The sequence below is a fragment of the Stenotrophomonas sp. PS02289 genome, assembly GCF_029960115.1.
In the GTDB taxonomy this organism is placed as follows: Bacteria; Pseudomonadota; Gammaproteobacteria; order Xanthomonadales; family Xanthomonadaceae; genus Stenotrophomonas.
Map to the genome: position 1 here is coordinate 1 of NZ_JASCOZ010000145.1, position 11,171 is coordinate 11,171.

Consider the following 11,171-nt stretch of genomic DNA (forward strand, 5'->3'; position numbering starts at 1 on the left):
CCGTTGGCCGGCTCACGCATCGCCTGGGCCGGCCAACGGCCGGCGCTACCGTTACCCCAGCAGGGTTTTGATCGCCGGAGCCACTTGTTCGGCACGCTCCAGCTGCGTTCCGACGGCTTCGAGATCAGCTGCCAGCTGCGCGGCATCATCCCCGCGCAGCGTCGCATGACCGACCTTGCGGCCGTCGCGCGGCTGCTTGCCGTAGTCGTGCCAATGCCCGCCCGGCTGGGCCAGCACGGCGTTCGCGTCAGGCATCGCACCGATCCAGTTGAGCATGCAGGCATGGCCGAGCATGCGGGTGTCGCCCAGCGGCAGGCCGAGCACGGCGCGCAGATGGTTCTCGAACTGGGAGGTTTCGCTGCCCTCGATGGTCCAGTGCCCGGAGTTGTGCACGCGCGGGGCCATTTCATTGGCCAGCAGTTCGTTGCCGCGGCAGAACAGCTCCAGCGCGAACACGCCCACGTAATCCAGACGCTCGGCCAGGGTGCGGGCGTAGCCGATGGCGGCGGCCTGCTGCTCCGGGCTCAGCACGGCCGGAGCCAGGCTGACCGACAGCACGCCGACGACATGCCAGTTGCCGGTGACCGGCCAGGCGCGGAACTCGCCGTCGCGGCCGCGCACGGCCACCACGCTGACCTCGCGATCAAACGCCACGAAGCCTTCCAGGATCAGGCCGGTGCGCTCGACCTGGGTACCGAGTGCACTCCAGGCCGCGTCGATGTCGGCTTCGCTGCGAAGACGGAACTGACCCTTGCCGTCGTAGCCCAAGCGGCGCGTCTTGAGGATGCACGGCAGACCGAACTCACCCACACGTGCGGCGAGTTCGTCGCGGCTGCGGATGTCGGCGAACGGCGGCAGCGGAATGCCCAGCTCGCGGAACAGGGTCTTTTCGCTCAGGCGGTCCTGGGCCACGGCCAGTGCATCCGGATTCGGGTACACCGGCACGCGTTCGGCCAGGAAACGGGCGCTGTGCGCCGGCACGTTCTCGAAATCGAAGGTGACCACGTCGACCTTGGCGGCGAACGCCGCCAGCGCGGCTTCGTCGTCGAACGCGGCTACCTGCAGCGGAGCCAGCTGGCCGGCACAGGCGTCGGCCGCGGGATCGAACAATTCAAAGCGCAGGCCCTGCGGCGCGCCGGCCAGCACCATCATGCGGGCGAGCTGGCCGCCGCCCAGAATGCCTACGGTACGGGTCATTGGCGCGGGTCGTCGTGGGCCATGACGTCTTCGGTCTGGCGGGAGCGGAAGGCTTCCAGCGCCTGGCCGATGGCCGGCTGCTCCGGGGCCAGCAGCGCCGCGGCGAACAGCGCGGCGTTGGAGGCACCCGCGTTGCCGATGGCGAAGGTGGCCACCGGAATGCCGGCCGGCATCTGCACGATCGACAGCAGCGAGTCCATGCCGTTGAGGGCCTTGGACTGCACCGGCACGCCCAGCACCGGCACGGCGGTCTTGGCCGCGACCATGCCCGGCAGGTGCGCCGCCCCGCCGGCCCCGGCGATGATGGCGCGCAGGCCACGGCTGCCGGCCTGTTCGGCGTAGGTGAACAGCACATCGGGGGTGCGATGCGCCGAAACCACCTTCACTTCATACGGAACGCCCAGTGCATCGAGCTTCTGTGCAGCGTGCTGCATGGTTTCCCAGTCGGAACGGGAGCCCATGATGATGCCGACGAGCGGCGCGGATTGGTTGAGGGTCATTGGCCGTCACCTGCCTTAAAGACGTATTCTAGCCGTCTTCCACGCAAGACGAAGAACCCATGGATCGCAAGCTGCTTGACCTGCTGGTGTCGCCGGACCACCGCCAGCCCCTGTCCCTGCTCACTGGCAAGGGCCTGGACGCCTTGAACCAGGCCATCGGCGCGGGCACCGTGACCAAGGCCGACGGCAGCGCCCAGACCCAGCCGCTGCGCGAAGCCCTGCTGACCCGCGACGGCAAGCAGGTGTTCCGGGTCGACGACGGCATTCCGGTGCTGCTGGCCGAAGAAGCCATCGCCACCGCCCAGATCGCCGACTTCCCCGCGCAATGAGCCCTGCCCTGCTGCCGCCTGCGGCCGCACAGGTCGAGGCGGACGTCGCCCGCGCCCTGGCCGAGGACATCGGCAGCGGCGACGTCACCGCCGCCCTGCTGCCGGACCGCCCTGACCGCGCCTACCTGCTCTGCAAGCAGGATGCGGTGATTGCCGGTCGTCCGTGGTTCGACGCCACCCACCGGGCGCTCGACCCGGAAGTGCGGATCGACTGGCGCGTGGCCGAAGGTGACGCGGTCAAGGCCGGCACCGTGCTGGCCACGCTGCAGGGGCGCAACCGCAGCTTGGTCAGCGCCGAGCGCACCTCGCTCAACTTCCTGCAGACGCTGTCTGGCACCGCCACCACTACGGCCCGCCATGTGGCGGCCGTGGCCGGCACCGGTACGCGCATCCTGGATACCCGCAAGACCCTGCCCGGCCTGCGCGTGGCGCAGAAGTACGCAGTGCGCTGCGGCGGCGGCGACAACCATCGGCTGGGCCTGTTCGACACGGTGATGCTGAAGGAAAACCACATCCGCGCCGCCGGCTCGCTGACCGGCGCGGTGCACGCCGCGCGGGCGCAATGGCCGCAGCTGCCGCTGGTGGTCGAGGTCGAGGACCTGGACCAGCTGCGCGAAGCGCTGGCAGTTGGGTGCGACCGGATACTGATCGACGATTTCGATGCGCAGATGCGACGCGAGGCGGTGAAGATCGCTGCCGGGCGTATTCCGCTGGAAGTGTCTGGCAGCGTGGACCTGGCTGGATTGCGGGCGATTGCCGAGGACGGCGTGGACTGCATTTCGATTGGCGGGTTGACCAAGCACGTGCAGGCGATTGATCTGTCGTTGAAGCTGGGCGATCCGCCGGGCTGACATGCCGTGCCGACCAACGGTTGGCACCTACCATATAGGTAGCGCACGACCGTTGGTCGTGCGGCCTTCACGAATTGCCCAGCGCTCGTCTGCGACGCTCTCCCTACCCCCACCGGAGAACGCGCATGCGCCGGATGCTGTTGCCCGCCTGCCTGCTATTCGCCGCTGCACCGCTTACCGCAGCGGCCGCCGAAGTCTGTGACATCCCGCCGCGCTACGGGCTGAGCCCGCTGGCGGTAAGCATCGTGCGCACCGCATGCAATGAGCACCGGCTTTGGTACCGCCCCTTCATCGATGGCGAAGGACGGGCCGCCAACCTCGGCGTCAGCGAGGCCGAGCGCCTGTACCTTGCGGACGATGGCATGCCGGCGTGGCAGCGCGTGGTTGCCTACTGGCGCGACAGCGGCACGCTGGGCCCGATGGGCAGCCAACCCGGCGCGACCAGTTGCATGCAACCCTTCGGTACGCGCTACACCGACAGCGACTGCCGTGCCTTCATCATCGACAACCCGTGGTCGGCGGCCTTCATCTCCTGGGTGATGAGCCGCGCAGGCGTGCCGGGCTTCACCCGCTCTCCGCGCCACATCGATTACATCCGCGCGGCGTACGAGAACAGCGGACCGTACCAGATGACCGACCCGGCGCAGGGAAAGCCCGCCCCCGGCGACCTGCTGTGCTACCTGCGCGACCGCGACGAAACGCTGAGCTACGCGGGGCTGGTGCAGCAGCTCAGCGGGGGCAAGGTGGAGAACTGGAAATCGCATTGCGAGGTGGTGGTCGCGGCCAACATGGGCGGCGACCACACCCTGTACCTGATCGGCGGCAATGTCATGAACACGGTGGCGATGCGCAAGCTGCCGCTGGATCGTAACGGCCGCATCCAGTTACCGCCGCCCCGCCCCTACGATCCCTATGACATCGGCTGTACGCCCGGCCGCGAAGACGAGTGCAACTTCAATCGCCAGGACTGGGCCGCCCTGCTGAAGCTGGTGGCGTCCTCGCCCATGGGCGTCACCCCCAGCTACACGCCAGTGCCCGCGCCGACGACCCCGCCGCCACCGGCGCCAGCGGCACCCGCCCAACCTGGCGTGCCGGCAACCCCGCCGGCGCAGAAGCCGACGTTCCCGCGCGTGGTTCCGCCGCGGCCGCAGCCGCCGCAATCGCCTGCCAGTCCGCCGCCGCGCACGTCGCCGTAGAGCCACGTCCTACGTGGCTTCGCGGTGCCAGAACGAAGTGCAGCCACGCAGGGCGAGGCTCTACATCGCTTGAAGTGGGCGGCAGTTGTCGCCATGTTGGTCATTCCTGACCCGCTTCTACCGAGTCCCAGATGCCCAGCTTGATCCTGTTGATGATTGCCGGCGCGTTTGTCTACGCCTTCTGGAACTCCTCGCGGGCAGCCGCCGAACGAGCGATTGAGCTGGGGCGCAACGCCTGCCGCGCCGCCGATGTGCAGTGGCTGGACCAGGCCGTGCACGCCAGCAGCATCCGCGTATGCCGCAAGGACAATGGCTGGCTGGGCTGGGAGCGCACCTACCGCTTTGAGTACTCGCACGATGGGATTGATCGCCACACCGGACGCATGGTGCTGCGTGGCGATCAGCTGGTCGCGTTCGTGGGCCCTTCTGCGGCGCGGATCAGCGAGATCCGGCAGTCACCGGATACACGCGGCGCAGAGGACGCATAAAAAAACGCCGGGCAGAGCCCGGCGTTTTTCATTTCACCACGCGCAGATGCGGGCGTCCGCCTGCTGGCGGCTTGGGCGGGGTGTCGTCCGGCGTCGGCGTGTCATCGGTCGGCGTCTCGTCTTCGTCCAGGCTGGGCTCATGGCCCGGGATGTCGTCTGGCAGTGCCATGCCCTGCCCGGTTTCGCGGGCGTAGACGGCCAGCACGGCCGAAATCGGCACCTGCACCGGATGGCTCACGCCGGAGAAGCGCGCCGCGAAGTTGACCGAGGTGTTGTCGATCTCCAGCCCCATCACGGCACGGTCGGCGATGTTCAGTACGACCCGGCCGTCCTTGATCGCGCTGGGCGGCACCTGCACGCCCGGCATGCCGGCGTCGACCAGGATATGCGGGGTGAGCTGGTTGTCGTTGATCCATTGCACCAGCGCCCGCAGCAGGTACGGGCGGTGGCTGGTCATGCGGAATGTATCTTCAGTCATGGGGTGCGCCGGGCCATGCCCGGCTGATTATCAGCGTGAATACCGGCTACCAGTGTACGCGCAGGACCGGTGCTGCGGTCACACCGGTAACTCGCGCAGCTTCTTTTCCTGGTCGGTCAGGCTGCGGATGAAGCCGGGGTGACGGAAGATGCGGTTGCCGTAGTCCTCGATGGCCTTGCCATCCTTGGGCAGCGCGACGTCCAGCGACTGCAGCCGCCAGATGATCGGAGCCATGGCGCAATCGGCCAGGCTCATTTCCGGGTTCAGGAAGAATTTACTCGCCTTGAACAGCGGCACCGAACTGGTCAGCAGTTCCTTCAGGCGTTTGCGGCCGGCCTCGGCCTGGGTCTTGTTGCCGAGCTGGATCGCCTGCACCTGCGGTACCCAGTCGTGTTCGATCCGCAGCATGGCCAGACGGATGCGGGCGCGGGAGAGCGGATCGACCGGCATCAGCGGCGGGTGCGGGTAGCGCTCATCCAGATACTCGCTGACCACCGAGGCCGCATACAGCACCAGCTCGCGCTCCACCAGCGTGGGCACCGAGTGGTACGGGTTGAGGTCGATCAGATCCTCCGGCGGATTCTGCGGGTCCACCGGCACGAAATCGTAAGTTACGCCTTTGGCGGCCAGCACCAGGCGTACCCGGTGGCACAGGACATCGTCGTTCGAGGAAAACAGCGTCAGGGTATTCCGCATGCGTACGCTCGCCGCCATCAAAGGCTCTCCAACGACCGAATCCGTCGGCCGTATCGGCGCTGCCGGCCCATTGCCGACAGTCGTCACAGGTCCCGAGTGTGCAACCCCCCATCACAAAAGCCAATAGGTCAAAGGGTTGATGGACGTGTGAAGCTCAGTGCACGTCCTTCCAGTATTCCTTCTTGAGCAGATACAGCAGGAAGGTCAGGAACGCCAGGAACAGAATCACCCAGACGCCCAGCTGCTGGCGCTTGAGTGCCGCCGGTTCGCCTGCGTATTCCAGAAAATTGGTGATATCCCGCACGGCCTGGTCGTACTGACCCGCGTCCATGTTGCCCGGCTGCGCAATTGTCAGCCCGGTCACCGGCGCTTCGGCACCGGGTGCCTCCGGCTTGCCGTGCACCGCGTGCTGCAGCCCCTGCATCTCCCACAGCGGGTTGGGCATGGAGGCGTTGGGGAACAGCGCATTGTTCCAGCCCAGCGGGCGGCTCGGGTCCAGATAGAACGACTTGAGGTAGGTGTATATCCAGTCGCTGCCCCGCACCCGCGAGATCAGGGTGAGGTCCGGCGGCATCTTGCCGAACCACTTCTCGGCCTCGGCCTTGGGCAGGGTCACGCCCACCGTTTCGCCGATCGCCGCGCCGGTGAAGTTGAGGTTGTTCATCACCTCTTCTTCGGTCAGCCCCAGGTCCGTCGCCATGCGCGAATAACGCAGGTATTTCAGCGCGTGGCAGCCGGAGCAGTAGTTCATGTACAACTGCGCGCCGCGCTGCAGCGACGCGCGGTCGCCCAGGTCATTGCCGGCCTGCAGGGTCTTGCCGCCCTCGGCAGCACCGGCCACGGCGCTGGCCAGCATCAGCGTGGCCGCGCAGGCCAGCCGCACAATCCAATGCTTAGTCATGCAGGGTCACCCGGTCCGGTACCGGTTTGGTCCTGTCCAGCTTGGTCCATATCGGCATGGTGATGAAGAAGGCGAAGTAGAGGAAGGTGAGGACGCGGCCGATGTAGGTTTCGTGCACATCGGTGCCCGGACCCGACCCGATCACGCCCAGCCAGACGAAGCACACCGCCAGCACGCCCAGCATGACCTTGGAGATCCAGCCACGGTAGCGCACCGACTTGACCTTGGCCTTGTCCAGCCACGGCACCAGGAACAGGATCGCGATGGCCGAGAACATCACCAGCACACCGCCGAGTTTGTTCGGCACCACCCGCAACATCGCGTAGTACGGCGTGTAGTACCACACCGGTTTGATGTGCTCAGGCGTCACCAGCCGGTTGGCCTCGGTGAAGTTGTCGTGTTCCAGGAACAGGCCGCCGAAGCCGGGCGCGAAGAAGATGATGAACGCGGCGATGACCAGCAGGAACCCTGCCCCCACTGCATCCTTGAGCGTGTAGTACGGGTGGAAGGGAATGCCATCGGCCGGCGCGGTGGGCGACCAGCGGTTGCCCTTGGGCCCCTTCTTGATCTCCACGCCGTCGGGATTGTTCGAACCCACCTCGTGCAGCGCACCGATGTGCAGCACCACCAGCAACAGCAGCACCAGCGGCAGCGCGATCACGTGCAGGGCGAAGAAGCGGTTGACCGTGGCGTCGCTGGGCAGGTAATCGCCCATGATCCATTCGGTCAGCCCGTTGCCGATTACCGGGATTGCTCCGAACAGCGAGATGATCACCTTCGCGCCCCAGAACGACATCTGGCCCCAGGGCAGCACATAGCCCATGAAGGCTTCGGCCATCAGCACCAGGTAGATCAGCATGCCGAGGATCCACACCAGCTCGCGCGGCTTCTTGTAGCTGCCGTACAGCAGGCCGCGGAACATGTGCAGGTAGACCACGATGAAGAACAGCGAGGCCCCGGTGGAGTGCATGTAGCGGATCAGCCAGCCCCAGTCGACGTCACGCATGATCGTCAGTTCCACCGAGGTGAAGGCCTCGGCGGCGCTGGTCTTGTAATGCATGGTCAGGAAGATGCCGGTCAGGATCTGGTTGACCAGGATCAGCAGCGCCAGCGAACCGAAGTAGTACCAGATGTTGAAGTTCTTCGGCGCGTAGTACTCGCTGACATGCTTGCGGTACATCGGCATCAGGCCGGGGGCGCGCTCATTGACCCAGTCGGCCACGCCGGTGGCGGTACGGGAAAGGATGTTGGCCATGCTCAAGCCGCCCCCTGCGGGTCAACGCCAATGACGAGCGTATTGTCGTCCTGGTAGTGGTGCGGAGGCACCAGCAGATTGATCGGTGCCGGCACGTCCTTGAAGACGCGGCCGGACATGTCGAAGCGCGACTTGTGGCAGGGGCAGAAGTAACCGCCCTTCCATTCCGGGTCGTAGGGCTCGGGTCGGATCTCGGCGACCATTTCCGGCGAGCAGCCCAGATGGGTGCACAGCCCGACCAGGACCGAGATCTCGGACTTGATCGAACGGAATTCGGGATTTTCCTTCAGCACGTACTCGGGCTGCTGGTCTTTTTCGCCGGACTCGGGGTCTTTCAGACGCCCGTCCAGACCGTGCAACGCCTCCAGGATGGCCTTGGAGCGCTTGACGATCCAGATCGGCTGACCACGCCACTCCAGGACCAGCCGCTGGCCTTCCTGCAATGCGCTGATGTCGGCGATCACCGGTGCACCGGCCAACTGGGCACGGGCGCTGGGATTCCAGGACTTGATGAACGGTACCGCTGCGAACCCGACGCCGACTGCACCCACCACCGCCGTGGTGGCTGAAAGAAATCGTCGACGTCCAGTGTTGACTGGATCGTTTACCCCATCGTTGGCCATCCGGCACTCCGATATTGATTTAGGTAGCTTGAGGCTGCCAGCAGACCGGTGGGGGCCAGTCCACGTGAATCGAAACCGACTATAGCGGAACCTGACTCGGCGACACAACGGAAAGAATCCGAAGTCGGTAGCGCCGGGACGACGATGGGGTTACTGCTGCGATGCCGCACCGCGATAGCGGTCGGCCAGAAGCGCGACGCGCTTCACGTAGTACTGCGTCTCGCTGTACGGCGGCACGCCGCCGTGGCGGTCGACCGCGCCTTCGCCGGCGTTGTAGCCCGCGGCGGCCAGGGTCAGGTTGCCGTTGAAGCGCTTGAGCAGCCACGCCAGGTACTGCACGCCACCGCGGATGTTCTGCGCTGCGTCATAGGAGTCGGTGACCCCGAAGCGGCGCGCGGTGGGCGGCATCAGCTGCATCAGCCCCTGCGCGCCGGCGCGGCTGATCGCGGTGGGGTTGTAGGCCGATTCGGCATGGATCACGGCCCGCACGATCGCCTCTTCGACCCCGAACTCGCGGGCGGCGGCGGCGATCTCGGCCTGGAAGGCGGTGGTGTTGAGCCGCACCGAGCCGAAGTTCACCCCGGGATTGGCCCCACAGGCGTAGCAGCGCTCGATATAGCTGTAGCGGATGGTGCGCACCTGGCCCAGGCTGGCCACCTGCGACGGCCGGCTGCTGGTGTAGTGGCGGACCCCGTCCTTCATATAGGAGTAGACCTGGCCGGCGACCACGCGGCCCGGCTTGCTGCTGCGCTTGGCCGGGGCCGCGGGCGCAGTCAGGACGGTGGCGGCGGGCTCAGCCGTGGCGGCAACCGCCGTGCTGGCAGCGGCCCCATCGGCCTGGGCCGGGGTCGCCGCTACCGGGGCAGGCGCGGGGGCGGCCGGCGGGGACGGCGGCGGGACGTAGCGCTTGGGCGCGCTGCGATCGGGCCGGTAGTTGCTGACCACGCTGCAGGTCGCTTTCGGCACCCGCTTGCTCACATAGCTGGGAATGCCGTCTTCGCCCACGCACTTGTACAGCGTGCCCGCACTGGCCGGCAGGGCGGTCAGCGCAGTCAAGGTCAACGCAGCGATTGTCCCCACAATCCCCTTCATGGGGCGGAGTGTCCCCGTTTCGCGCCCCATTAACAAGTAGTGCCACGCCCCGCGTGGCAGTACGGGGTAGAATGCGCGGCTACCCTGCCCGCCCACCCGACTGGAATAAGCGCCATGACCGGGACGCCAGCTTCACCCTCCGAACCCGTCGCCCGCCCCGACCTCATTCCCCTGCCCGGCTCCCGCCCGCAGGTGAGCGGCCCGGTGCGCGGCAAGCTGTACATCAAGACCCACGGCTGCCAGATGAACGAGTACGACTCGACCAAGATGGCCGACGTGCTGGCCGCCGAGGAAGGGCTGGAGCTGACCGACGACCCGGCCGAGGCCGACGTCCTGCTGATGAACACCTGCTCCATCCGCGAGAAGGCGCAGGAAAAGGTCTTCAGCCAGCTCGGCTACTGGAAGGCGCTGAAGAACAACGGCCGCGGCGTGATCATCGGCGTCGGTGGCTGCGTGGCCTCGCAGGAAGGCGAAGCGATCATCAAGCGCGCCCCGCATGTGGACCTGGTGTTCGGCCCGCAGACCCTGCACCGACTGCCGGAGCTGATCCGCCAGCGCCGTGAATCGGGCAAGTCCCAGGTGGACATCAGCTTCCCGGAAATCGAGAAGTTCGACCGCCTGCCCGAGCCACGCGCCGAAGGTGGCTCGGCCTTCGTCTCGATCATGGAAGGCTGCTCCAAGTACTGCTCGTTCTGCGTGGTGCCCTACACCCGCGGCACCGAGGTCAGCCGCCCGTTCGAGGACGTGGTGGTGGAAGTGGCGCAGCTGGCCGCCCAGGGCGTGCGCGAAATCAACCTGCTCGGCCAGAACGTCAACGCCTACCGTGGTCCGTATGGCGACGGTGAGCTGGCCGACCTCGGCCTGCTGATCCGCACCATTGCCGAGATCGATGGCGTGGACCGCATCCGTTTCACCACCTCGCACCCGCTGGAGTTCAGCGACTCGCTGGTGGACGCCTATCGCGACGTGCCGCAGCTGGCCAATTTCCTGCACCTGCCGGTGCAGGCCGGCAGCGACCGCGTGCTATCGGCGATGAAGCGTGGCTACACCGCGCTGGAGTTCAAGGCAAAGATCCGCAAGCTGCGCGCGGTGCGCCCGGACATCTCGATCAGTTCGGACTTCATCGTTGGCTTCCCGGGCGAAACCGAGGCCGATTTCGAGAAGACCATGAAGCTGATCGAGGACGTCGGCTTTGACCAGAGCTTCTCCTTCATCTACTCGCGCCGCCCCGGCACCCCGGCGGCCGACCTGCAGGACACGATCACCGACGCCGAAAAGCACGCCCGACTGGCCCGGCTGCAGGCGAAGATCAACGAGCAGGCGGCGGCCATTTCCCAGGCCATGGTCGGTACTGTGCAGACGGTGCTGGTGGAAGGCCCGTCGCGCAAGGACGCGAATGAGCTGACCGGCAAGACCGAGAACATGCGTTCGGTGAACTTCCCCGGGCAGATGCGGCTGGTGGGCCAGCTGGTGGATGTGGAGATCACCGAGGCGTACAGCAATTCATTGCGTGGGCGGTTGGTGGTCGCGTGACCATCCGGTGGGTGCCGACCGTTGGTCGGCAC

Annotated in this window: 13 protein-coding genes; 5 read left to right on the forward strand and 8 right to left on the reverse strand. The window is 66.6% G+C overall.

What is annotated here, in order from left to right; translation table 11 throughout:
• Positions 1-51: 51 nt before the first annotated feature.
• Together QMX83_RS16700 and purE are read right to left on the reverse strand one after the other, a co-directional pair.
• Positions 52-1,197 carry a 5-(carboxyamino)imidazole ribonucleotide synthase gene (locus tag QMX83_RS16700; protein ID WP_282297761.1) on the reverse strand — a complete coding sequence of 382 codons (1,146 nt, stop codon included), beginning with the start codon at positions 1,195-1,197 and terminating at the stop codon, positions 52-54.
• Positions 1,194-1,697, reverse strand: a complete 504-nt coding sequence (gene purE, locus QMX83_RS16705; RefSeq protein ID WP_282297762.1) for a 5-(carboxyamino)imidazole ribonucleotide mutase — start codon at positions 1,695-1,697, stop codon at positions 1,194-1,196. The genes QMX83_RS16700 and purE overlap by 4 nt, the downstream gene beginning before the upstream one ends.
• A gap of 59 nt (positions 1,698-1,756) precedes the next feature.
• Here purE and QMX83_RS16710 point away from each other — a divergent pair, with 59 nt between their 5' ends.
• From QMX83_RS16710 to QMX83_RS16725, 4 genes are all read left to right on the forward strand, one after another.
• Entirely contained in the window at positions 1,757-2,026 is a 270-nt protein-coding gene (locus tag QMX83_RS16710; RefSeq protein ID WP_282297763.1) for a Trm112 family protein, read from the forward strand.
• On the forward strand, positions 2,023-2,877 hold the full coding sequence (gene nadC / locus QMX83_RS16715) for a carboxylating nicotinate-nucleotide diphosphorylase (protein ID WP_282297764.1): 855 nt from the start codon (positions 2,023-2,025) through the stop codon (positions 2,875-2,877). The genes QMX83_RS16710 and nadC overlap by 4 nt, the downstream gene beginning before the upstream one ends.
• 125 nt (positions 2,878-3,002) lie before the next feature.
• A complete protein-coding gene (locus QMX83_RS16720) occupies positions 3,003-4,073 on the forward strand; it encodes a DUF2272 domain-containing protein (protein WP_282297765.1) in 1,071 nt (356 codons plus the stop codon).
• 131 nt (positions 4,074-4,204) lie between these two features.
• Positions 4,205-4,561: a DUF3301 domain-containing protein gene (locus tag QMX83_RS16725; protein WP_282297766.1), complete on the forward strand. Its 357-nt coding sequence runs from the start codon at positions 4,205-4,207 to the stop codon at positions 4,559-4,561.
• A 28-nt stretch (positions 4,562-4,589) separates the two neighbouring features.
• Here the strand turns inward: QMX83_RS16725 and QMX83_RS16730 are convergent, their stop codons facing one another.
• The 6 genes from QMX83_RS16730 to QMX83_RS16755 all read right to left on the reverse strand — a co-directional run bounded on the left by QMX83_RS16730 (position 4,590) and on the right by QMX83_RS16755 (position 9,606).
• Complete coding sequence (locus QMX83_RS16730) at positions 4,590-5,039, reverse strand: ClpXP protease specificity-enhancing factor (RefSeq protein WP_282297767.1); 450 nt, start codon at positions 5,037-5,039, stop codon at positions 4,590-4,592.
• A gap of 78 nt (positions 5,040-5,117) precedes the next feature.
• Positions 5,118-5,753 carry a glutathione S-transferase N-terminal domain-containing protein gene (locus QMX83_RS16735; RefSeq protein WP_282297768.1) on the reverse strand — a complete coding sequence of 212 codons (636 nt, stop codon included), beginning with the start codon at positions 5,751-5,753 and terminating at the stop codon, positions 5,118-5,120.
• A gap of 136 nt (positions 5,754-5,889) precedes the next feature.
• A complete protein-coding gene (locus tag QMX83_RS16740) occupies positions 5,890-6,636 on the reverse strand; it encodes a cytochrome c1 (RefSeq protein WP_282297769.1) in 747 nt (248 codons plus the stop codon).
• Positions 6,629-7,891, reverse strand: coding sequence for a cytochrome bc complex cytochrome b subunit (locus QMX83_RS16745; protein ID WP_282297770.1), 1,263 nt, complete (start codon positions 7,889-7,891; stop codon positions 6,629-6,631). The genes QMX83_RS16740 and QMX83_RS16745 overlap by 8 nt, the downstream gene beginning before the upstream one ends.
• A 2-nt stretch (positions 7,892-7,893) precedes the next feature.
• Positions 7,894-8,514 (reverse strand): ubiquinol-cytochrome c reductase iron-sulfur subunit, encoded by a 621-nt coding sequence (gene petA, locus QMX83_RS16750; protein ID WP_282297771.1) that lies wholly within the window; start codon positions 8,512-8,514, stop codon positions 7,894-7,896.
• A gap of 150 nt (positions 8,515-8,664) precedes the next feature.
• Positions 8,665-9,606 (reverse strand): lytic transglycosylase domain-containing protein, encoded by a 942-nt coding sequence (locus QMX83_RS16755; protein ID WP_282297772.1) that lies wholly within the window; start codon positions 9,604-9,606, stop codon positions 8,665-8,667.
• 114 nt (positions 9,607-9,720) lie between these two features.
• Here QMX83_RS16755 and miaB point away from each other — a divergent pair, with 114 nt between their 5' ends.
• On the forward strand, positions 9,721-11,139 hold the full coding sequence (miaB, locus tag QMX83_RS16760; RefSeq protein WP_282297773.1) for a tRNA (N6-isopentenyl adenosine(37)-C2)-methylthiotransferase MiaB: 1,419 nt from the start codon (positions 9,721-9,723) through the stop codon (positions 11,137-11,139).
• Positions 11,140-11,171: the final 32 nt, after the last annotated feature.